The organism is Pseudomonas moorei, assembly GCF_042846945.1.
GTDB lineage: Bacteria > Pseudomonadota > Gammaproteobacteria > Pseudomonadales > Pseudomonadaceae > Aquipseudomonas > Aquipseudomonas moorei.
On record NZ_AP035776.1, the window covers coordinates 1283203 to 1305159 of the forward strand.

Genomic DNA, 21957 nt, shown 5'->3' on the forward strand with positions numbered 1-21957 from the left:
TATCCACAGGCAGGTTATCCACCGACTTTCACCCCCAGTTGTGCAATGAGCTCAGACCCGGTTATCCACAGAGCTTATTCACAGACCATTGGTCGTCTTTTTTGCGTATAAAACGTTGATTCTTCTTGGCTGGTGATCAACCTTCATGTGGATAAGTCGGCGTCTGGTCGCTACAATGGCCGCTTGTTTTTGCCTCACCGGCTTTCAACTTAGGGGATATCCGTGTCAGTGGAACTTTGGCAGCAGTGCGTGGAGCTTTTGCGCGATGAGCTGCCTGCCCAACAATTCAACACTTGGATCCGTCCACTACAGGTCGAAGCTGAAGGCGACGAGTTGCGTGTCTATGCACCCAATCGTTTTGTGCTGGACTGGGTCAACGAAAAGTACCTGAGCCGCGTCCTGGAGTTGCTGGACGAGCATGGCAATGGCATGGCGCCAGCGCTTTCCTTATTAATAGGCAGCAAACGCAGCTCGGCGCCGCGTGCCGCGCCGAATGCTCCGCTGGCGGCTGCGGCCTCCCAGGCTCAGGCTGCGGCTGCACCGGCCAGCGCACCACCACCGGCGGCGGCTCCAACCAAGCGTGCCACGCAAAAAGTGGCCGAGGTCACTGAAGAAGAGCCTTCGCGCGACAGTTTCGATCCGATGGCTGGCGCCAGCTCCCAGCAGGCACCGGTTCGTTCTGAACAACGCACCGTGCAGGTTGAAGGCGCGCTCAAGCACACCAGCTACCTGAACCGTACCTTCACCTTCGAAAACTTCGTTGAGGGCAAATCCAACCAACTGGCCCGGGCTGCGGCCTGGCAAGTGGCGGACAACCCCAAGCACGGTTACAACCCGCTCTTCCTTTATGGTGGTGTGGGTTTGGGTAAAACCCACTTGATGCACGCTGTGGGTAACCATCTATTAAAGAAGAACCCGAATGCCAAGGTCGTGTATCTGCATTCCGAACGCTTCGTGGCCGACATGGTCAAGGCCCTGCAACTGAACGCGATCAACGAGTTCAAGCGTTTCTACCGTTCGGTGGACGCCTTGCTGATCGACGACATTCAGTTCTTCGCCCGCAAGGAACGTTCCCAGGAAGAGTTTTTCCATACCTTCAACGCACTGCTTGAAGGTGGTCAGCAGGTCATTCTCACCAGTGACCGCTACCCGAAGGAAATCGAAGGCCTTGAAGAGCGCCTGAAATCCCGCTTCGGCTGGGGCCTGACGGTAGCCGTCGAGCCTCCCGAGCTGGAAACCCGTGTGGCGATCCTGATGAAAAAGGCCGACCAGGCCAAGGTCGAACTGCCCCATGATGCGGCGTTCTTCATTGCCCAGCGTATTCGCTCGAACGTCCGGGAGCTGGAAGGCGCGCTAAAACGCGTGATTGCCCACTCGCACTTCATGGGGCGCGACATCACCATCGAGTTGATTCGTGAATCCCTGAAAGACTTGCTGGCGCTGCAAGATAAACTGGTCTCTGTGGATAACATTCAGCGCACTGTCGCCGAGTACTACAAGATCAAGATCTCTGACTTGCTGTCCAAACGCCGTTCGCGTTCGGTCGCCCGTCCGCGTCAGGTCGCGATGGCGTTGTCCAAGGAGCTGACCAACCACAGCCTGCCGGAAATTGGCGATGTGTTTGGCGGTCGCGATCACACGACGGTGTTGCACGCCTGCCGCAAGATCAACGAACTTAAGGAATCCGACGCGGACATCCGCGAGGACTACAAGAACCTGCTGCGTACACTGACCACTTGATGAACACCAGCGCAGCTTATTAAGGCAAGGGACTAGACCATGCATTTCACCATTCAACGCGAAGCCCTGTTGAAACCCCTGCAACTGGTCGCAGGCGTCGTCGAGCGCCGCCAGACCTTGCCGGTGCTCTCCAACGTGCTGCTGGTTGTCGAAGGCCAGCAACTGTCGCTGACCGGTACCGACCTGGAAGTCGAGCTGGTCGGTCGTGTTCAACTCGAAGAGCCTGCCGAACCAGGTTCCATCACCGTGCCTGCGCGCAAACTGATGGATATTTGCAAAAGCCTGCCGAACGATGCGCTGATCGATATCAAGGTCGACGAGCAGAAGCTGGTGGTAAAGGCCGGACGTAGCCGCTTTACCCTGTCGACCCTGCCGGCCAATGATTTCCCGACGGTTGAAGAAGGCCCGGGTTCGCTGACCTGCAGCCTGGAGCAAAGCAAACTGCGTCGCCTCATCGAGCGCACCAGTTTCGCCATGGCCCAGCAGGACGTGCGTTACTACCTGAACGGCATGCTGCTTGAAGTTTCTGCCGGTGTCATTCGCGCTGTCGCCACTGACGGCCATCGTCTGGCCATGTGCTCGATGCAGGCCGATATCGGTCAGCCGGATCGCCATCAGGTCATCGTACCGCGCAAAGGTATTCTTGAACTTGCCCGCCTCCTGACCGAGCCGGACGGCATCGTCAGCATTGTCCTGGGTCAGCATCACATTCGTGCCACCACTGGCGAGTTCACCTTCACCTCCAAACTGGTCGACGGTAAATTCCCGGATTACGAGCGCGTTCTGCCGAAAGGCGGTGACAAGCTGGTACTCGGCGACCGCCAGGCATTGCGCGAAGCCTTCAGCCGTACCGCGATTCTGTCCAACGAGAAATACCGCGGCATCCGCCTGCAACTGGCCAATGGTCAACTGAAGATCCAGGCGAACAACCCGGAGCAGGAAGAGGCGGAGGAAGAAGTCGGCGTTGAATACAACGGCGGCTCCCTTGAGATCGGCTTCAACGTCAGCTACTTGCTCGACGTACTGGGCGTGATGACCACCGAGCAGGTTCGTCTGATCCTGTCCGACTCCAACAGCAGCGCGCTGGTGCAAGAGTCCGACAACGACGATTCGGCCTACGTTGTCATGCCGATGCGTCTGTAATCATGCTCAGCAGAAGCTAGATGTCCTTAAGTCGCGTCTCGGTCACCGCGGTGCGTAATCTGCACCCGGTGACCTTCTCCCCCTCCCCCCGAATCAACATTCTTTACGGCGCCAACGGCAGCGGCAAAACCAGTGTTCTGGAAGCCATACACCTGCTGGGGCTTGCCCGTTCGTTTCGCAGCACCCGTCTGTTACCAGTCATTCAGTACGAGCAATTGGCTTGCACGGTGTTCGGGCAGGTAGAGCTTGCCGAGGGTGGGCACAGCGCATTGGGTATCTCTCGCGATCGCCAAGGGGAGTTCCAGATCCGCATCGACGGCCAGAATGCCCGTAGCGCGGCGCAACTGGCAGAGATCCTGCCTTTGCAGTTGATCAACCCCGACAGTTTTCGCTTGCTGGAAGGCGCGCCTAAGATTCGTCGACAGTTTCTCGACTGGGGCGTGTTCCACGTGGAACCTCGTTTCATGTCCACCTGGCAGCGCTTGCAGAAGGCCCTGCGCCAGAGAAACTCTTGGCTGCGGCATGGTACACTTGACGCCGTTTCGCAAGCGGTTTGGGACAGGGAACTGTGCCAGGCCAGCGCTGAAATTGATGAATACCGCCGCGCTTACATCAAAGCCTTGAAACCAGTCTTTGAACAGACCTTGAGCGAACTGGTTGATCTCGAGGGCTTAACGCTCAGCTATTACCGAGGTTGGGATAAGGACCGTGAGCTGAGCGCTGTGCTTGCCGGGTCCCTTCAGCGGGATCAGCAAATAGGGCATACCCAGGCCGGACCACAACGCGCTGATTTGCGCCTCAGATTGGGCGCTCATAATGCCGCGGATATATTGTCCCGCGGCCAGCAAAAGCTGGTTGTCTGTGCATTGCGGATTGCCCAAGGGCACCTGGTCAGCCAGGCCCGTCGCGGTCAGTGTATTTATCTGGTGGATGACTTGCCGTCCGAACTGGACGAGCAACACCGCCGCGCGCTTTGCCGCTTGCTGGAAGACTTACGCTGCCAGGTGTTTATCACCTGTGTAGATCACGAATTATTGAGGGAAGGCTGGCAGACGGAAACGCCAGTCGCTCTGTTCCACGTGGAACAGGGCCGTATCACCCAGACCCACGACCATCGGGAGTGAAGGCATTGAGCGAAGAAAATACGTACGACTCAACGAGCATTAAAGTGCTGAAAGGCCTGGATGCCGTACGCAAACGTCCCGGTATGTACATTGGTGACACCGACGATGGCAGCGGTCTGCACCACATGGTGTTCGAGGTGGTCGATAACTCGATCGACGAAGCGCTGGCCGGCCACTGCGACGACATCAGTATCATCATCCACCCGGATGAATCCATCACCGTTCGTGACAACGGCCGTGGCATCCCGGTAGACGTGCACAAAGAAGAAGGCGTTTCGGCAGCCGAGGTCATCATGACCGTGCTGCACGCCGGCGGTAAGTTTGATGACAACTCCTACAAAGTATCCGGCGGTCTGCACGGTGTAGGTGTGTCGGTTGTAAACGCATTGTCCGAACAGCTGGTCCTGACGGTACGTCGCAGCGGCAAGATCTGGGAACAGACTTACGTGCATGGCGTTCCGCAGGAACCGATGAAAATCGTCGGTGACAGTGAAACCACCGGTACCCAGATCCACTTCAAGGCTTCCAGCGAAACCTTCAAGAACATCCACTTCAGCTGGGACATCCTGGCCAAGCGGATTCGTGAACTGTCCTTCCTCAACTCCGGTGTCGGCATCGTCCTCAAGGATGAGCGCAGCGGCAAGGAAGAACTGTTCAAGTACGAAGGTGGTCTGCGGGCGTTCGTTGAATACCTGAACACCAACAAGACGCCGGTCAACCAGGTGTTCCACTTCAACATCCAGCGTGAAGACGGCATTGGCGTGGAAATCGCCCTGCAGTGGAACGACAGCTTCAACGAGAACCTGTTGTGCTTCACCAACAACATTCCACAGCGCGATGGCGGTACTCACCTGGTGGGTTTCCGTTCCGCACTGACGCGTAACCTGAACACCTACATTGAAGCCGAAGGCCTGGCGAAGAAGCATAAAGTTGCCACCACTGGCGACGATGCCCGTGAAGGCCTGACCGCGATCATTTCGGTGAAAGTGCCTGATCCGAAGTTCAGCTCCCAGACCAAAGACAAGCTGGTGTCTTCCGAAGTGAAGACAGCGGTCGAACAGGAAATGGGCAAGTACTTCTCCGACTTCCTGCTGGAAAACCCGAACGAAGCCAAACTCGTGGTCGGCAAGATGATCGACGCCGCCCGTGCCCGTGAAGCGGCGCGCAAGGCTCGTGAGATGACCCGTCGTAAAGGCGCGCTGGATATCGCGGGCCTGCCGGGCAAACTGGCTGACTGCCAGGAAAAGGACCCTGCCCTGTCTGAACTGTACCTCGTGGAAGGTGACTCTGCTGGCGGTTCCGCCAAGCAGGGTCGTAACCGCAAGACCCAGGCGATTCTGCCCCTGAAGGGCAAGATCCTGAACGTCGAAAAAGCGCGTTTCGACAAGATGATCTCTTCCCAGGAAGTGGGCACCTTGATCACTGCGCTGGGTTGCGGCATCGGTCGCGATGAGTACAACATCGACAAGCTGCGCTATCACAACATCATCATCATGACCGACGCTGACGTCGACGGTTCGCACATCCGTACCCTGCTGCTGACCTTCTTCTTCCGTCAGTTGCCGGAGCTGATCGAGCGTGGCTACATCTACATCGCTCAGCCACCGTTGTACAAGGTCAAGAAAGGCAAGCAAGAGCAATACATCAAAGACGACGACGCCATGGAAGAGTACATGACGCAGTCGGCCCTGGAAGATGCGAGCCTGCACTTGAACGAGGAAGCGCCGGGTATCTCCGGCGAAGCCCTTGAGCGCCTGGTGAACGACTTCCGCCTGGTGATGAAGACCCTCAAGCGTCTCTCGCGTCTGTATCCACAGGAACTGACCGAGCACTTCATCTACCTGCCTGCCGTCAGCCTGGAGCAACTGTCCGATCACGCAGCGATGCAGGATTGGCTGGCCCAGTACGAAGTGCGTCTGCGTACCGTCGAGAAGTCCGGCCTGGTCTACAAGGCCAGCCTGCGCGAAGACCGTGAGCGTAACGTATGGCTGCCTGAGGTCGAGCTGATCTCCCACGGCCTGTCGAACTACGTCACCTTCAACCGCGACTTCTTCGGCAGCAACGACTACAAGACCGTTGTTTCCCTGGGGGCCCAACTGAGCACCTTGCTGGACGAGGGCGCGTACATCCAGCGTGGTGAGCGCAAGAAGCAGGTTACCGAGTTCAAGGAAGCCCTTGAGTGGTTGATGGCCGAAAGCACCAAGCGCCACACCATCCAGCGATACAAAGGTCTGGGCGAGATGAACCCGGATCAGCTGTGGGAAACCACCATGGACCCAAGCTCGCGCCGTATGCTCAAAGTCACGATCGAAGACGCCATTGGTGCAGATCAGATCTTCAACACCCTGATGGGTGATGCGGTCGAACCTCGCCGTGACTTCATCGAAAGCAACGCCCTGGCGGTTTCCAACCTGGACTTCTGATTCCTCGTTTAACTCGTCAAACGAAAAAGGCCAACGTCATGCGTTGGCCTTTTTTGTTGCAGAACCAAATGATTGAAACAGCCATCTCGCAGGCATAAAAAAACCGGCTATATCAGCCGGTTTTTTTGCGCCCGAAAAAAACTTATGCACGTTTTTCGGTTTTTTTTGTGTTTTTAAAATATCTATATAAATCAGTAAGTTAAAAACAATATTCGACGCTTTTTGAACAAACGGTACACAGGTTATCCACAGAAGCTCAGACAGCCACCTGGTCATTGGCCAGTGGCGCTTGTGGAGCGGGTGGCAGCGAGCCCATTTCCCGTTGCATCTGCTCGTTCCAGGCCTGGACCCGATCATTCAAATCGGCAATGGATCGAGGTCCATTGCCTTCTGCATACATGGGGGCTCCGATGATTACGGTGATGACACCCTGCTTTTTCGCCCAACCGGTTTTCGGCCAGAACTTGCCGGCATTGTGCGCAATGGGTAGCACTGGCAGATCAGCATTCACCGCCAAAGCGGATCCGCCGCGGGAGAATTTGCCGATGGTGCCGTAAGGGACGCGTGTACCTTCGGGAAAGATCAGCACCCAGACATTGTCCTTGAGCAGCTCGTCGCCTTTCTTCGCTACATGCTTGAGGGCGGCTTTCGGGTTGTCCCGGTCGATGGCAATCGGACGCAGCATGGCCATGGCCCAGCCGAAGAACGGCACATAGAGCAACTCACGCTTGAGCACCTGGCTCAAAGGTTCGAAGTAGGCCGAGAGAAAGAACGTCTCCCAGGTGCTCTGGTGGTTCGACTGAATCACGCAGGGCCGGTCTGGTACGTTCTCGGCGCCCTTCACCTCGTAGCTGATACCCAGAAACACCTTGCTCAGCCACAAGGCGCAGCGACACCAATAAACGTTGATGAAGCGATAGCGCGCCTTGAACGGCAGAAATGGCGCGATAAAAAAGCTCAGGCTGCACCACAGCAAGGAGCTGGTGCCCAGCAGCAGGTAAAAGAGGAAGGTTCTGATGGCCTGCAGTATCGACATGGCGACGTTTACCGTTACGGGCACTGCCCGACTGTTCAAGCGCACTCCCGAACATTCCCTGGTCAGGAGTTCGAGAGCGCTCTAATTGTTGATAAGTTCTGCGGCAATCGCCGCCAGATCGTCGAAAATCAAAGTGCCCACCGGCAGGCTCTTGCCCAAAGTCTTTTCGCCCTTTCCGGTCTTAACTAAAACTGGCTGAGAATCGACGGCTTTGGCGGCTTCCAGGTCACCGAGACTATCGCCGACGAACCATAGATTAGTCAGCGATACGTTGTAATGTGCGGCGATGTTTTTCAACATCCCGGGTTTTGGCTTGCGGCAATCGCAGCCTTCGTCCGGCCCATGCGGGCAGTAGACGATCAAGCCGACTTCGCCGCCCTGCTCCGCCACCAGCGAGCGCAAGCGCTCGTGCATGGCGTCCAGGGTAGCGATGTCGTAATAGCCGCGAGCGATGCCGGACTGGTTGGTAGCCACCGCTACCGTCCAGCCGGCCTTGCTCAACTGCGCGATGGCTTCGATCGAACCGGGGAGCGGTATCCACTCCTCCACTGACTTGATGTAAGCGTCGGAGTCGTAATTGATCACCCCGTCCCGATCGAGTATCAGCAGTTTCAACAGCAGTCCCTCAGCCCAGCAATGAAATATCGGCGACGCCGAGGAACAGTCCCCGCAGACGCGCCAGCAACGCATAACGGTTGGCGCGAACTTTCGCGTCTTCCGCGTTGACCATCACCGCTTCGAAGAACGCATCCACCGGCTCGCGCAAGGCGGCCAGGCGTGCCAGGGATTCGCTGTACTGACGCGCTGCAGCCATCGGTTGAACAGCCTGGTCTGCCTGCTGGATCGCCGAGTACAGGGAGAACTCGTTGGCATTGTCGAAGTACTTGGCTTCCACGACGGTCGGCACGGAGCCTTCCACTTTGCTCAGCAGATTCGAAACGCGTTTGTTCACCGCGGCCAGGGCAGCGGCTTCCGGTAACTTGCGGAAGGCTTCCACTGCTTGTACGCGCTGGTCGAAGTCCAGGGCCGAACCCGGCTTCAGGGCGCGCACCGACAGGTAGGTCGCGACGTCGACACCTTCGTCTTCATAACGAGCACGCAGACGGTCGAAGATGAACTCCAGTACCACGTCGTTCAGGCCGCTAGCCTTGACCTTGGCACCGAACGCATTCACGGCGAAAGCCACGGCGTCGGTCAGGTCGAGGTCGAGTTTCTTGTCGATCAGGATGCGCAATACGCCCAATGCGGCACGGCGCAAGGCATACGGATCTTTACTGCCGGTTGGCAGCATGCCGATGCCGAAAATACCGACCAGGGTATCCAGTTTGTCAGCGATGGCCACGGCCGCACCGGTCAGGGTGGTCGGCAGCTCGGCGCCGGCACCGCGAGGCATGTATTGCTCGTTCAGCGCCAGTGCAACGTCTTCCGGCTCGCCATCGTTGAGGGCGTAATAGTAGCCGGCGACACCCTGCATCTCCGGGAACTCGCCGACCATTTCGGTCGCCAGGTCGCACTTGGACAGCAGGCCTGCGCGGGCAGCCCACGCGGCGTTGCCGCCGATGCGCTGAGCGATGAACGCAGCCAGTTTGGAAACACGTTCGGCCTTGTCATAGACGCTGCCGAGTTTTTCCTGGAACACCACGTTTTGCAGGCGCAGGTTGAAGTCTTCGAGTTGCTGCTTCTTGTCTTGCTTGAAGAAGAACTCGGCGTCGGTCAGGCGTGGACGAACCACTTTCTCGTTACCGGCGATGATCTGCTGCGGGTCCTTGCTCTCGATGTTGGCCACGGTAATGAAGCGTGGCAGCAACTTGCCGTCGGCATCCAGCAGGCAGAAATACTTCTGGTTGTCCTGCATGGTGGTGATCAAGGCTTCTTGCGGCACTTCAAGGAAGCGCTCTTCGAACGAGCACACCAGCGGCACCGGCCATTCAACCAGCGCGGTCACTTCGTCGAGCAGGTCCGGCGGCACGATCGCGGTGCCTTCCTGACGGGTTGCCAGCTCTTCGGTGCGCTTGCTGATGATGTCGCGACGCTCGTTTGCGTCAGCCAGGACGTAAGCGGCGCGCAGGTCAGCCAGGTAGCTGGACGGCGAACCGATGCGCACGTTTTGCGGGTGATGGAAGCGGTGACCACGGGAGTCGCGGCCGGCCTTCTGGGCGAGGATGGTGCAGTCGATGACCTGGTCACCGAGCAGCATTACCAGCCATTGGGTCGGGCGAACGAATTCTTCCTTGCGAGCACCCCAGCGCATGCGCTTGGGAATCGGCAGGTCATTCAGGGAATCTTCGACGATGGTCGGCAGCAGGCTCGCGGTCGGCTTGCCGGCGATGTTTTGGCTGTAGCGCAGTTTCGGGCCGCTCTGATCGATTTCGCTCAGGTCGACGCCGCACTTCTTGGCAAAGCCCAGTGCCGCTTGGGTCGGATTGCCTTCGGCATCGAACGCGGCCTGACGTGGCGGGCCATCGAGGTTGATGCTGCGATCGGGCTGCTGAGTGGCCAGCGAGGTGATCAGCACGGCCAGACGACGCGGCGCGGCATAAACGGTTTTGGTCTCGTAGTTCAGGCCGGCCGCTTGCAGGCCCTTGTCGATACCGGCCAGAAACGCTTCGGCCAGGGTGTTCAGGGCTTTGGGTGGCAGTTCTTCAGTGCCCAGTTCAACCAGAAAATCCAGAGCACTCATTGTGCTGCCTCCAGCTTGGCCAGTACTTCATCACGCAGGTCCGGGGTTGCCATCGGGAAGCCCAGCTTGGCGCGAGCCAGCAGGTAGGCTTGCGCCACGGAACGCGCCAGGGTGCGCACACGCAGAATGTATTGCTGACGCGCGGTTACCGAGATTGCCCGGCGCGCATCCAGCAGGTTGAAGGTATGGGAGGCCTTCAACACCATTTCGTAGCTCGGCAACGGCAGCGGCTGGTCGAGTTCGATCAGGCGCTTGGCTTCGCTTTCATAGAAATCGAATAGCTCGAACAGCTTCTCGACGTTGGCGTGTTCGAAGTTGTAGGTCGACTGCTCCACTTCGTTCTGGTGGAACACGTCGCCGTAGGTCACTTTGCCGAACGGACCGTCAGCCCAGACCAGGTCGTAGACCGAGTCCACGCCTTGCAGGTACATGGCCAGACGTTCCAGGCCGTAAGTGATCTCGCCCGTCACCGGGTAGCACTCGATGCCGCCCGCTTGCTGGAAGTAAGTGAACTGCGTCACTTCCATGCCGTTGAGCCAGACTTCCCAGCCCAGACCCCAGGCGCCGAGGGTCGGCGATTCCCAGTTATCTTCGACGAAGCGGATGTCGTGCACCAATGGGTCCAGGCCCACGTGCTTGAGGGAGCCCAGGTACAGCTCCTGGAAGTTGTCCGGGTTCGGCTTCAGGACTACCTGGAACTGGTAGTAGTGCTGCAGACGGTTCGGGTTTTCGCCATAGCGGCCGTCAGTCGGGCGACGGCTTGGCTGCACATAGGCGGCGTTCCAGGTTTCCGGGCCAATGGCGCGCAGGAATGTTGCGGTGTGGAAAGTGCCGGCGCCTACTTCCATATCGTAGGGCTGAAGTACCACACAACCTTGCTCGGCCCAGTATTGCTGGAGGGCGAGGATCAAGTCTTGGAAGGTACGCACGGCTGGCGTAGGCTGGCTCACGAAATTCACCTGTTTCTTGGGCTGCGATTTAAAGAGCGGGAGTATACCCGATTCGTTGCTGCGCACGCCCCCTGGAGCCTTATGCCACGCTGCTTTTGGTGTTCCGAAGATCCGCTGTACATGGCTTATCACGATCAGGAGTGGGGCACGCCGCTACGCGATGCGCAGGGATTGTTCGAGTTGCTTTTGCTCGAAGGGTTCCAGGCCGGGCTTTCCTGGATCACCGTATTGCGCAAACGCGAACACTATCGCCGGGTGCTGTATGGCTTTGACGTGCAGCGCGTGGCCCAGATGAGTGATGCTGAAATCGATGATCTGATGCTCGATCCGGGCATCATTCGCAATCGCCTCAAGCTCAACGCGGCCCGGCGCAACGCCCAGGCCTGGCTGGCGCTGGAAGACCCTGTCGAGCTTCTCTGGTCATATGTCGGCGGTGTTCCGAAGGTCAATCATTTCAAGGATCGCACCGAAGTCCCGGCCATCACACCCGAGGCGGTGGAGATGAGCAAAGGCCTGAAAAAGGCCGGCTTCACCTTCGTAGGCCCGACCATTTGCTACGCGCTGATGCAGGCTTCGGGCATGGTCATGGATCACACCCGCGATTGCGACCGCTACGCGCAGCTGGCGAACGGCGGTTAGAATAGCCGCCTCGCGCACAGCACAAGATCAGGAGTGACCTGTGGATAAGTTTAAAGGCGCCTTGCTGGTAGGCGCTCTGCGGCTGTTTGCCCTGCTCCCGTGGCGGGCGGTGCAGGCTGTCGGCTCGGCGATTGGCTGGGTGATGTGGAAAACCCCTAACCGTTCACGCGACGTGGTGCGGATCAACCTGGCCAAATGTTTTCCGGAAATGGACCCCGCCGAACGTGAGCGTCTGGTGGGCCAGAGTCTGAAAGACATCGGCAAGTCCCTGACAGAAAGCGCCTGCGCCTGGATCTGGCCAGCCCAGCGCTCCATCGATCTGGTGCGCGAAGTTGAAGGCCTCGATATTTTGAAAGACGCCCTGGCCTCCGGCAAAGGCGTGGTCGGCATCACCAGCCATCTGGGCAACTGGGAAGTGCTCAACCACTTTTATTGCAGCCAGTGCAAACCGATCATTTTCTACCGCCCGCCGAAATTGAAGGCGGTGGATGAATTACTGCAAAAGCAGCGGGTGCAACTGGGCAACAAAGTGGCCGCTTCCACCAAGGAAGGCATCCTCAGCGTTATCAAGGAAGTGCGCAAAGGTGGTGCAGTGGGCATCCCCGCCGACCCGGAACCGGCCGAATCCGCCGGGATCTTCGTGCCGTTCTTCGCCACCCAGGCTTTGACCAGCAAATTCGTGCCGAACATGCTCGCGGGCGGCAAAGCGGTCGGCGTGTTCCTGCACGCCCTGCGCCTGCCAGACGGTTCGGGCTACAAAGTGATCCTCGAAGCCGCGCCGGAAGCCATGTACAGCACCGACACCGAGGAGTCCTGTGCCGCCATGAGCAAGGTGGTTGAGCGCTATGTGCGGGCGTATCCGAGCCAGTACATGTGGAGCATGAAACGCTTCAAGAAGCGCCCGCCAGGTGAAGAGCGCTGGTATTGAAACAATTGGCACAATCTGTGGATAACTGTAGGAGCGAGCCTGCTCGCGATGGACCTGAGGGCACCACGGGGAATCAGACTTTCCGCGTCATCGTTCACGACCATCGCGAGCAGGCTCGCTCCTACAGGTTATCCACAACACGTTCATAAGGGCGCAGTAGATGTCCGAACACCGTAAATCATTTCGCATCAAGATCAGTCACGAAACCGTTGGTGAATGCCTGGGCCAGACGCGCAACCTGTCGACCACGGGTGTCTACGTCAAGCATCCGGCATTGTCGGCTCTACCCAGGGGCGCGGTGGTTTACGGGCAGGTGCAGGACTTGCCCACAGGCGCGCCGCGTGTGCGCATGGAAGTGGTACAAGTGGATGCCGAAGGCATTGGTTTGCGTTATCTCTGATCAGTGCGCGTGACGATCGAGCTTTTTCAGGAACACCGTCATTTCCTTCTCGGCCTGTTTGTCGCCATGGGCTTTGGCGGCTTCCAGGCCCTGCTCCCAGGCCCGACGCGCGGCGGGATGGTTCTCCAGCGCCAGGTGGGCCTTGCCCAATAACTTCCACGCTGCCGAATACTTCGGATCAATCTCGACGCAACGCTGGAAATGTTCCACAGCCTTGGCGTTCTCCCCCAGATCCAGGTAACCCTTGCCCAGGCCGAAGCGCAGCAATGAGTTATCCACACCCTTGGCGAGCATTTTTTCCAGGGATTCGATCATGGGTGGATTCCTTGCATGAGGAGTGTCAGGGGACGTTATTTGTATCTTTGAAACCGCCATCGCTGGCAAGCCAGCTCCCACAGGGTTCTCAGATGTACATGACGTTTGTGAACAATCGAAAAAATTTTGGCTGGCTTGCCATCGATCGGGGCCCGTACAGCCGCTGCAAACCTCAGAAAAAGCTCAGCCCCACATGGAACAGTTTTTCCACATCACGAATATGCTTCTTATCCACAAGGAACAAAATCACATGGTCCCCCGCCGCGATCACCGTGTCATCGTGGGCAATGATCACTTCCTCGTCGCGGATGATCGCCCCGATGGTAGCGCCCGGCGGCAGGCCGATGTTCTCGATGGCTTTGCCGATGACCTTGCTCGATTTCGCATCGCCGTGGGCAATCGCCTCGATGGCTTCGGCCGCGCCCCGGCGTAGCGAGTGCACGCTGACGATGTCGCCGCGCCGCACGTGGGCCAGCAAGGTGCCAATGGTTGCCAGTTGCGGACTGATGGCGATGTCGATATCGCCACCCTGGATCAGATCCACATACGCCGGGTTGTTGATGATGGTCATCACCTTCTTCGCGCCCAGGCGTTTGGCCAGTAGTGACGACATGATGTTGGCTTCGTCGTCGTTGGTCAGGGCCAGGAAAATGTCCGCATCAGCAATGTTTTCTTCCATCAACAGGTCGCGGTCGGAGGCGCTGCCCTGCAGCACGACGGTGCTGTCGAGGGTGTCCGAGAGATGGCGGCAGCGTGCCGGATTCATCTCGATGATCTTCACCTGGTAACGGCTTTCGATGGCTTCGGCCAGTCGCTCACCGATCTGCCCGCCGCCGGCGATGACGATGCGTTTGTAGGTCTCGTCCAGACGGCGCATTTCACTCATCACCGCGCGAATGTTCGCTTTGGCCGCGATGAAAAACACTTCGTCGTCCGCTTCGATCACCGTGTCGCCTTGGGGCAGGATCGGGCGATCGCGACGGAAAATGGCCGCCACGCGGGTTTCGACATTCGGCATGTGCTCGCGCAATTGCCGCAGTTGTTGACCCACCAGTGGCCCGCCGTAATAGGCCCGCACCGCGACCAGTTGTGCCTTGCCTTCGGCGAAGTCGATCACCTGCAAAGCACCCGGGTGCTGGATCAGGCGTTTGATGTAGTTGGTGACCACTTGTTCCGGGCTGATCAGCACGTCCACCGGAATCGCGTCGTTATCGAACAGTTCGGAGCGCGTGAGGTACGCCGCTTCGCGCACGCGGGCGATTTTGGTGGGGGTGTGGAACAGGGTGTGGGCGACCTGGCAGGCGACCATATTGGTCTCGTCACTGTTGGTCACGGCCACCAGCATGTCGGCGTCGTCCGCTCCAGCCTGGCGCAGTACCGTCGGCAGTGAGCCGCGACCCTGGACCGTGCGGATGTCCAGGCGATCACCGAGATCGCGCAGACGCTCGCCGTCGGTGTCGACCACCGTGATGTCGTTGGCTTCGCTGGCCAGATGTTCCGCCAGCGAACCGCCGACCTGCCCCGCACCGAGGATGATGATTTTCATCCAGTCACTCCATTGAATCCGGTTAACCGCGCGCGGCGGCGATCTTGATCAGCTTGGCGTAATAGAAGCCGTCGTGTCCGCCTTCCTGAGCGAGCAATTGGCGACCATGAGGTTGCTTTATCCCGGCCGCGGTCGCGAGGTCCAGTTCACGGGCGCCCGGCGTGCGGGCAAGGAACGCTTCGATGACTTCGGTGTTCTCGGTCGGCAGTGTGGAGCAGGTGGCGTAGAGCAAAATGCCGCCGACCTCCAGGGTTTTCCACAGGGCATCCAGCAGCTCGCCTTGCAGCAGTGCCAGCGCGGTGATGTCATCGGGTTGGCGGGTGAGCTTGATGTCCGGATGACGACGAATCACGCCAGTGGCCGAGCACGGGGCGTCGAGCAGGATGCGCTGGAACGGCTTGCCATCCCACCAGGTGGCGGTGTCGCGACCGTCCGCAGCGATCAGCTCGGCGCTCAGGCCAAGGCGTTCGAGGTTTTCACGCACGCGGACCAGGCGTTTGGCTTCCAGATCCACGGCCACCACGCCTGCCAATGCCGGCTCGGCTTCGAGGATGTGGCAGGTTTTGCCCCCCGGTGCACAGCAGGCGTCCAGCACCCGCTGACCGGGTGCGAGGTCAAGCAGATCGGCGGCCAGTTGCGCCGCTTCATCCTGCACGCTGATCCAGCCTTCGGCGAAACCGGGCAGGCTGCGCACGTCGGTGGCGGCGTCGAGGATGATGCCGTCACGGCTGTAAAGGCACGCACTGGCGGCAATGCCGGCCTCGCTCAGCAAGCCGAGGTAGGCGTCGCGGGTGTGATGGCGACGATTCACGCGAAGGATCATCGGCGGGTGCGCGTTGTTCGCTGCGCAAATGGCTTCCCATTGTTCCGGCCAGAACGCCTTCAGGGACTTTTGCAGCCAGCGCGGGTGAGCGGTGCGCACCACCGGGTCGTGTTCCAGCTCCGCCAGCAGCGCTTCGCTTTCCCGTTGGGCGCGGCGTAGCACGGCGTTGAGCAAGGCTTTGGCCCAGGGTTTTTTCAGCTTGTCGGCGCAACCGACGGTCTCACCGATGGCGGCGTGGGCCGGCACACGGGTGTAGAGCAACTGGTAGAGGCCGACCAGCAACAAGGCTTCAACATCGGCGTCCGCTGCCTTGAAAGGCTTCTGCAACAGTTTGGCCGCCAGTGCCGACAACCGCGGCTGCCAGCGCGCGGTGCCGAACGCCAGGTCCTGGGTGAAACCGCGATCGCGATCTTCGACCTTGTCCATTTGCGTGGGCAGCGAACTGTTGAGTGAGGCTTTGCCGCTGAGAACAGCAGCCAGTGCCTTGGCGGCGGCCAGACGCGGGTTCATTGAGCGTCCGCCGTATGACCGAGGACGGTGCCCACCGCGAATTTCTCACGACGGCTGTTGAACAAGTCGCTGAAGTTCAGTGCTTTGCCGCCGGGCAATTGCAGGCGTGTCAGGCACAGCGCCTGCTCACCACAGGCGACGATCAGCCCGTCCTTGCTGGCGCTAAGGATTTCACCCGGTGTGCCCTTCCCTTGCGCGAGGCTCGCGGCCAACACTTTCAGCGCTTCGCCGTTCAAGGTGCTGTGGGTGATCGGCCATGGGTTGAAGGCCCGGACCAGGCGTTCCAGCTCAATCGCCGGGCGGGTCCAGTCAATGCGGGCTTCGTCCTTGTTCAATTTGTGTGCATAGGTGGCCAGGCTGTCGTCCTGCACTTCGCCTTCCAGCGTGCCGGCAGCGAGGCCGGCAATGGCTTGAATCACCGCAGGCGGCCCCATTTCGGCCAGGCGATCGTGCAGGCTGCCGCCGGTGTCTTCGGCGCTGATCGGCGTGATGACCTTGAGCAACATCGGCCCGGTGTCGAGCCCCGCTTCCATGCGCATCACGGTCACGCCGCTTTCGGCGTCGCCCGCTTGCACGGCGCGCTGGATCGGCGCCGCACCGCGCCAGCGTGGCAGCAGCGAGGCGTGGCTGTTGATGCAGCCCAGGCGCGGAATATCCAGCACCACTTGCGGCAGGATCAGGCCGTAGGCCACCACCACCATCAGGTCCGGTTTCAGTGCGGCCAGTTCAGCCTGGGCGTCTTCGTTGCGCAGCGTGGGCGGTTGCAGCACCGGGAGATTGTTTTCCAGAGCAAGCTGCTTGACCGGGCTCGGCATCAGCTTCTGTCCACGACCTGCCGGACGATCCGGTTGGGTGTAGACCGCAACGATCTCGTAAGGGCTGTTCAACAGGGCCTTGAGGTGTTCAGCGGCGAATTCCGGGGTGCCGGCAAAGACGATGCGCAGTGGCTCAGTCATGAAGGGCTCTCTAGTGCAAAGCATCTTGAAAAGAAAAAGGCTTGCCGCAGCAAGCCTTTGAAGGAGGGCATCAAGCGTTCTGGCGGTGGAGCTTTTCCAGCTTCTTCTTGATCCGGTCGCGTTTGAGCGTCGACAGGTAGTCAACGAACAATTTGCCGTTCAGGTGGTCGCATTCGTGCTGGATGCACACCGCGAGCAGTTCTTCGGCGATCAGTTCGTAAGGTTGGCCGTCGCGGTCCAGGGCCTTGACCTTGACCCGTTGCGGACGATCGACGTTTTCGTAGAAGCCCGGCACCGATAGGCAGCCTTCCTGATATTGACCGATGTCGTCGGTCAGGGGCTCGAGCTCAGGGTTGATGAACACGCGCGGTTCGGTGCGATCTTCGGAGAGGTCCATCACGACGATACGTTTGTGCACGTTGACCTGGGTCGCGGCGAGGCCGATGCCCGGTGCTTCATACATTGTTTCAAACATGTCATCGACCAACTGACGCACTTCGTCGTCCACTACGGCCACTGGTTTGGCGATAGTGCGCAGGCGCGGATCAGGGAATTCGAGGATGTTTAAAATGGCCATAAGCTTGATGACTGCACGTGTGAAGTAAGGTCGGGTCGATGGCCTGGCGAGTCAGAAGATGCAGGCTATCTATGTAAAACGTAGCTCCCTTCTTTTCATAAGCAAGCCGGGAGCGAGCCACTGACGGCTCTGGCGTTTCACGCGAACGCACATAATAAAGGGATTCACCGCATGAGGAAATCACTACTCGCCTTGCTCCTTCTGGCCTTGGCAGGTTGGGCGCATGGGCAAGTGCAGCTCAGGGAAGGTTTTCCACAGCAATACACAGTGGTTGCAGGGGACACGCTCTGGGATATCTCGGCAAAATTCCTCCGTGAGCCATGGCAGTGGCCCGGCCTCTGGCAGGCCAATCCCCGGATCGAAAATCCCGATCTGATTTATCCCGGCGACTTGCTATCGCTCGTCTACGTCGACGGCCAGCCACGGTTGACCCTCAATCGCGGTCCTTCCCGAGGCACCATCAAGCTTTCGCCACGGGTGCGCAGCAGCCCGTTCGCAGAGGCCATTCCGAGCATTCCTCTAAAGTCGATCAACAGCTTTCTGCTGAGCAACCGTATCGTCGACAAGGTCGAGGATTTCGACCAGGCACCCTACATCGTGGCCGGGGACGCCGAGCGGGTGCTCAGCGGCGTTGGCGATCGCATCTTTGCTCGCGGGCAATTCGACCCGGCGCAGTCGGTCTACGGCATCTTCCGCCAGGGCAAGGTCTACACCGATCCGCTGACCCAGGCGTTTCTGGGGATCAACGCCGATGACATCGGCAGCGGCGAAATCCTCGCCATTGAAGGCGACGTCGCCACGCTGGCGCTGCAACAGACGACCCAGGAGGTGCGCCTCGGTGATCGTTTGTTCAGCGGTGAGGAACGCCCGATCAATTCGACCTTCATGCCCAGTGCCCCCAAAAACGAAATCAACGGCTTGATTATCGATGTGCCGCGCGGCGTCACCCAGATCGGTGCGCTCGACGTGGTCACCCTGAACAAGGGCCAACGCGATGGCTTGGCCGAAGGCAATGTCCTGGAAGTGATGAAGACCGGCGAAACCGTGCGCGACCGGATCACCGGCCAGCCACTGAAAATCCCCGATGAACGCGCCGGACTGCTGATGGTCTTCCGCACCTACGACAAGCTCAGCTACGGGCTGGTACTCAAGGCATCGCGCTCGCTGGCGGTGATGGACAAGGTACGAAATCCGTAAGCGTGCTTCACAAGTTACCAACAGAGTTATCCACAGCTTATTCCCGTTTGTACGGGTGCTCATAACGATCAAGGATGATCCATGTCGATGCCTGCCTTTACACCGGTTTCCCCTGCGGAACTGGAAGCTCGTTTACGTCTGCACCGTCTACCTGAATTGGGTCCGGCGCGTTTCAAGAAACTGCTGGAGGCTTTCGGTTCGGCGTCCAAAGCCATCAGCGCACCCGCCAGTGCCTGGCGTGCGCTGGGTTTGCCGCTGGCCTGTTCCGAGGCCAGGCGATGCGCTGAAATCCGCGATGGCGCCAGCCACGCTTTGGCTTGGCTAGAGCGTCCTGGCCAGCATTTACTGATGTGGGACCAACCCGACTACCCTTCACTGCTGGCGCAAATCAGCGATGCGCCGCCGCTGTTATTTGTCGCCGGCGACCCCGGCATTCTGGAAAAACCGCAGTTGGCGATGGTGGGCAGTCGGCGTGCATCAAGGCCGGGCATGGACACCGCCGCGGCTTTTTCCCGCAGCCTGGCCGGCGCCGGGTTTGTCGTTACCAGCGGTCTGGCCCTGGGCATCGACGCGGCCGCTCATCAGGCGGCGTTGGACATTGGCGGGCAAACGGTCGGGGTACTTGGCACGGGTCTTGAAAAATTTTATCCACAGCGCAATCGACGACTGGCCGACACGATGATCGCCTCGGGTAGCGCGGTACTTTCGGAGTTCCCGCTGGACGCCGGACCGACCGCCAGCAACTTTCCGCGACGCAACCGGATCATCAGCGGTTTGTCCCTCGGTGTGCTGGTGGTGGAGGCCAGCGTTGCCAGCGGTTCGTTGATCACCGCGAGGCTGGCGGCGGAACAGGGGCGCGAGGTGTATGCGATTCCGGGATCGATCCATCATCCCGGCGCCCGCGGTTGCCATCAGCTGATCCGCGACGGCGCCGTGCTGGTGGAAACCATCGAGCATATCCTCGAAGCCCTGCGCGGCTGGCAACAGCTGCCGTTTTCCACAGAAGCGCCCGAGATGGCGGCGCCCCACCCATTGCTGACCCTGCTTCACGCCGCGCCGCTCTCCAGTGAAGCACTGGCCGATGCCAGCGGCTGGGCCTTGCCCAAAGTGTTGGGGGCGTTGACGGAACTGGAGATGGAGGGCCGCGCAGTCTGCGAAAACGGCCGCTGGTTTGCACGGGTGAGCTAGGTTTTATAAACAAGATCGGTAAACTGCGCAGAGCCTTATTCTGGAGTGTTTTTCATGGTCAACAGTTGGCGTGTGCAACAAGCCGCGCAAGCAATTCGCGCCGGGGCGGTGATTGCCTACCCAACCGAAGCTGTCTGGGGTCTGGGTTGCGACCCGTGGGACGAAGAGGCCGTGGAGCGGCTGTTGCTGCTCAAGGGCCGGTCTGTGGATAAAGGCCTGATTCTGGTCGCCGACAACATCCGTCAGTTCGACTTCCTTTTCGACGACTTCCCGGAGTTGTGGATGGATCGCATGGCCAGTACCTGGCCGGGGCCGAACACCTGGCTGGTGCCGCATCAGAACATGTTGCCGCAGTGGATTACCGGCGTGCATGAAACCGTGGCCCTGCGGGTCAGCGATCACCCGCTGGTGCGGGACTTGTGCTCGTTGGTCGGGCCGCTGGTATCGACGTCCGCCAACCCACAGGGCCGGCCGGCGGCGCGCACGCGGATTCGCGTGGAGCAGTATTTCCGTGGGCAGCTTGATCTGGTGCTGGGCGGGAATCTGGGCGGGCGCAAGAATCCGAGCGTGATTCGCGATCTGGCGACCGGTCAGGTGATGCGCGCGGGTTAAGACCGAGGTGACCTCAATCGCGGGCAAGCCCGTTACCACAGTGGCTCCTGGTGTTCACAAAATATGTGTTCACAGCCAGTCCTTGTGGGAGCGGGCTTGCTCGCGATGAGGCCGAGGCAGGCGCTGAAAATGTTAAGGCAACAACACCACTGACCCCGTTGTGCGCCGCGCCGACAACTCGGTCTGGGCCTTCGCCGCTTCAGCCAGTGGGTAACGCTGGCTGATATCGACCTTCAGCTTGCCGCTGATGATCATCTCGAACAGTTCATCGGCCATTCTTTGCAGGTTTTCGGCGTTGTTGGCGTAGGTCGCCAGTGTCGGGCGGGTCACGTACAGCGAACCCTTTGCCGCCAGAATCCCCAGGTTCACCCCGTCTACCGCACCGGACGCATTGCCGAAACTCACCACCAGCCCCCGGGGCGCCACGCTGTCGAGCGAAGTCAGCCAGGTGTCCTTGCCGACGCCGTCATACACCACCGGGACCTTTTTGCCGTCAGTCAATTCCAGTACGCGCTGTGCGACGTTTTCATGGCTGTAGTCGATGGTCGCCCAAGCGCCGTTGGCCTTGGCCAGCGCGGCTTTCTCCGCTGAACTCACAGTGCCGATCAACTTCACACCCAGTGCCTTGGCCCATTGGCAAGCCAGTGAACCCACGCCACCGGCCGCCGCGTGGAACAAGATGGTTTCGCCGCCCTTGAGTTCGTAGGTCTGACGCAACAGGTATTGCACGGTCAGGCCTTTGAGCATGACCCCGGCGGCTTGTTCGAAGCTGATGGCGTCCGGCAGATGCACCAGGTTGGCCGCGGGCAATACATGCACGTCACTGTAGGCGCCTAATGGCCCGCTGCCATAGGCCACGCGATCACCGACCTTGAATCGGGTGACTTCGCTGCCGACCGCCTCGACCACGCCCGCCCCTTCGGCACCCACGCCCGATGGCAGGGACGGCGGCGAATAGAGGCCGCTGCGGTAATAGGTATCGATGAAGTTCAGGCCGATGGCCTTGTTGCTTACGCGGACCTGTTGCGGGCCGGGCTCGGCGGGTTGGTAATCCACATACTCGAGCACTTCGGGGCCACCGTGGGCACGGAACTGGATACGCTTTGCCATCTGCACTCTCCTGAGATCGTTTCTACCAAAGCGTCCTATCGGACTCCTAAGCTTGATCTT

General features: G+C 59.5%; 20 protein-coding genes and 1 pseudogene. 10 read left to right on the top strand and 11 right to left on the bottom strand.

The annotated features are described in order from the left end of the window. The first annotated feature begins 222 nt into the window (after positions 1–222). Genes dnaA through gyrB form a run of 4 tightly spaced genes read left to right on the top strand, consistent with a single transcriptional unit; the run spans position 223 to position 6430 of the window. On the top strand, positions 223–1740 hold the full coding sequence (gene dnaA, locus ACGJAX_RS06095; protein WP_390957879.1) for a chromosomal replication initiator protein DnaA: 1518 nt from the start codon (positions 223–225) through the stop codon (positions 1738–1740). 39 nt (positions 1741–1779) lie between these two features. Continuing rightward, positions 1780–2883: a DNA polymerase III subunit beta gene (dnaN, locus tag ACGJAX_RS06100; protein ID WP_090326964.1), complete on the top strand. Its 1104-nt coding sequence runs from the start codon at positions 1780–1782 to the stop codon at positions 2881–2883. Between the two features lie 20 nt (positions 2884–2903). Further along, positions 2904–4007: a DNA replication/repair protein RecF gene (recF, locus tag ACGJAX_RS06105; protein ID WP_248914603.1), complete on the top strand. Its 1104-nt coding sequence runs from the start codon at positions 2904–2906 to the stop codon at positions 4005–4007. A gap of 5 nt (positions 4008–4012) precedes the next feature. Then, the gene (gyrB, locus tag ACGJAX_RS06110; protein WP_090327618.1) at positions 4013–6430 is read left to right on the top strand and encodes a DNA topoisomerase (ATP-hydrolyzing) subunit B; all 2418 of its coding nucleotides are present in this window, start codon (positions 4013–4015) and stop codon (positions 6428–6430) included. A 256-nt stretch (positions 6431–6686) separates the two neighbouring features. Here the strand turns inward: gyrB and ACGJAX_RS06115 are convergent, their stop codons facing one another. From ACGJAX_RS06115 to glyQ, 4 genes are all read right to left on the bottom strand, one after another. After that, a complete protein-coding gene (locus ACGJAX_RS06115; protein WP_247255210.1) occupies positions 6687–7466 on the bottom strand; it encodes a 1-acyl-sn-glycerol-3-phosphate acyltransferase in 780 nt (259 codons plus the stop codon). Between the two features lie 81 nt (positions 7467–7547). Continuing rightward, complete coding sequence (gene gmhB, locus ACGJAX_RS06120) at positions 7548–8087, bottom strand: D-glycero-beta-D-manno-heptose 1,7-bisphosphate 7-phosphatase (RefSeq protein WP_162842401.1); 540 nt, start codon at positions 8085–8087, stop codon at positions 7548–7550. 4 nt (positions 8088–8091) lie between these two features. After that, a complete protein-coding gene (glyS, locus tag ACGJAX_RS06125; protein ID WP_390957882.1) occupies positions 8092–10146 on the bottom strand; it encodes a glycine--tRNA ligase subunit beta in 2055 nt (684 codons plus the stop codon). Next, positions 10143–11096, bottom strand: a complete 954-nt coding sequence (gene glyQ, locus ACGJAX_RS06130) for a glycine--tRNA ligase subunit alpha (protein ID WP_003213601.1) — start codon at positions 11094–11096, stop codon at positions 10143–10145. Before glyQ ends, glyS begins: the two co-directional genes overlap by 4 nt. 81 nt (positions 11097–11177) lie before the next feature. Here glyQ and tag point away from each other — a divergent pair, with 81 nt between their 5' ends. Together tag and ACGJAX_RS06140 are read left to right on the top strand one after the other, a co-directional pair. Continuing rightward, a complete protein-coding gene (tag, locus tag ACGJAX_RS06135; RefSeq protein ID WP_090326974.1) occupies positions 11178–11735 on the top strand; it encodes a DNA-3-methyladenine glycosylase I in 558 nt (185 codons plus the stop codon). 40 nt (positions 11736–11775) lie between these two features. After that, on the top strand, positions 11776–12663 hold the full coding sequence (locus ACGJAX_RS06140; protein WP_247255207.1) for a lysophospholipid acyltransferase: 888 nt from the start codon (positions 11776–11778) through the stop codon (positions 12661–12663). Between the two features lie 23 nt (positions 12664–12686). Here the strand turns inward: ACGJAX_RS06140 and ACGJAX_RS06145 are convergent. After that, positions 12687–12767, bottom strand: a pseudogene (locus ACGJAX_RS06145) (outer membrane lipoprotein carrier protein LolA); the annotation flags it as partial. A 56-nt stretch (positions 12768–12823) separates the two neighbouring features. Here ACGJAX_RS06145 and ACGJAX_RS06150 point away from each other — a divergent pair. Continuing rightward, positions 12824–13063 (top strand): PilZ domain-containing protein, encoded by a 240-nt coding sequence (locus tag ACGJAX_RS06150; protein ID WP_090326978.1) that lies wholly within the window; start codon positions 12824–12826, stop codon positions 13061–13063. On the opposite strand, the gene ACGJAX_RS06155 is transcribed toward ACGJAX_RS06150, so the two are convergent. The 5 genes from ACGJAX_RS06155 to def all read right to left on the bottom strand — a co-directional run bounded on the left by ACGJAX_RS06155 (position 13064) and on the right by def (position 17790). Beyond that, positions 13064–13378, bottom strand: a complete 315-nt coding sequence (locus ACGJAX_RS06155; RefSeq protein ID WP_247255206.1) for a tetratricopeptide repeat protein — start codon at positions 13376–13378, stop codon at positions 13064–13066. Positions 13379–13550: 172 nt separating this feature from the next. After that, positions 13551–14924, bottom strand: coding sequence for a Trk system potassium transporter TrkA (trkA, locus tag ACGJAX_RS06160; protein ID WP_247255205.1), 1374 nt, complete (start codon positions 14922–14924; stop codon positions 13551–13553). Positions 14925–14946: 22 nt separating this feature from the next. Continuing rightward, positions 14947–16257, bottom strand: coding sequence for a 16S rRNA (cytosine(967)-C(5))-methyltransferase RsmB (rsmB, locus tag ACGJAX_RS06165; RefSeq protein ID WP_390957886.1), 1311 nt, complete (start codon positions 16255–16257; stop codon positions 14947–14949). Continuing rightward, on the bottom strand, positions 16254–17213 hold the full coding sequence (gene fmt, locus ACGJAX_RS06170) for a methionyl-tRNA formyltransferase (RefSeq protein WP_390957888.1): 960 nt from the start codon (positions 17211–17213) through the stop codon (positions 16254–16256). The genes rsmB and fmt overlap by 4 nt, the downstream gene beginning before the upstream one ends. 70 nt (positions 17214–17283) lie before the next feature. Then, a complete protein-coding gene (def, locus tag ACGJAX_RS06175; protein ID WP_390957890.1) occupies positions 17284–17790 on the bottom strand; it encodes a peptide deformylase in 507 nt (168 codons plus the stop codon). Between the two features lie 171 nt (positions 17791–17961). Here def and ACGJAX_RS06180 point away from each other — a divergent pair, with 171 nt between their 5' ends. From ACGJAX_RS06180 to ACGJAX_RS06190, 3 genes are all read left to right on the top strand, one after another. After that, a complete protein-coding gene (locus ACGJAX_RS06180) occupies positions 17962–18987 on the top strand; it encodes a LysM peptidoglycan-binding domain-containing protein (protein ID WP_390957892.1) in 1026 nt (341 codons plus the stop codon). A gap of 81 nt (positions 18988–19068) precedes the next feature. After that, entirely contained in the window at positions 19069–20175 is a 1107-nt protein-coding gene (gene dprA / locus ACGJAX_RS06185; RefSeq protein WP_390957894.1) for a DNA-processing protein DprA, read from the top strand. A 54-nt stretch (positions 20176–20229) separates the two neighbouring features. Then, positions 20230–20787, top strand: a complete 558-nt coding sequence (locus ACGJAX_RS06190) for an L-threonylcarbamoyladenylate synthase (protein WP_090326999.1) — start codon at positions 20230–20232, stop codon at positions 20785–20787. A 132-nt stretch (positions 20788–20919) separates the two neighbouring features. Here the strand turns inward: ACGJAX_RS06190 and ACGJAX_RS06195 are convergent, their stop codons facing one another. Beyond that, entirely contained in the window at positions 20920–21897 is a 978-nt protein-coding gene (locus ACGJAX_RS06195) for an NADPH:quinone reductase (RefSeq protein WP_390957897.1), read from the bottom strand. Positions 21898–21957 lie beyond the last annotated feature (60 nt).